The following is a 477-nucleotide window of genomic DNA, read 5'->3' as shown; positions in this document are numbered from 1 at the left end:
CAGTTTCTCCATCGTGTTGAGCGCCATATAGGGGCAGATATTGCAGTTGCAGTTGCCGTCCGCGCCGGGCGCGCCGATGAAATTCTTTTCCGGCACCGCCTTTTCCATCTGGTGGATGATATGCGGTTCGGTGGCGATGATGATCGTGTCGCCTTCAAATTCCTTGGCAAATTTCAGGATCGCGCTGGTCGAGCCGACCATGTCGGCGTGATCGAGAATATAGGCCGGGCACTCGGGATGAGCCGCGACCGGCGCCCCGGGATGCTGGGCCTGCAGCTTGAGCAGCTCGGTCTCGCTGAACGCCTCGTGGACGATGCACACGCCGGGCCACAGCAGCATGTCGCGGCCAGTCTTCTTGGATACATAGGCACCGAGATGCTTGTCGGGCCCAAAGATGATCTTCTGGTCGAGCGGAATCTGCGACAGGATATGTTCCGCCGACGAACTGGTGACGATGATGTCGCTGAGCGCCTTCAC

Annotated in this window: 1 protein-coding gene; it reads right to left on the bottom strand. The window is 59.3% G+C overall.

The annotated features are described in order from the left end of the window. A partial coding sequence (gene nadA / locus V7650_RS17900) for a quinolinate synthase NadA (RefSeq protein ID WP_335657570.1) occupies positions 1-477 on the bottom strand: 477 nt, incomplete at both ends.

Source organism: Parasphingorhabdus sp., from assembly GCF_036964565.1.
GTDB lineage: Bacteria > Pseudomonadota > Alphaproteobacteria > Sphingomonadales > Sphingomonadaceae > Parasphingorhabdus.
Note: the sequence above shows the minus strand (reverse complement) of the source record. Positions and strands in the feature narration are given on the sequence as shown.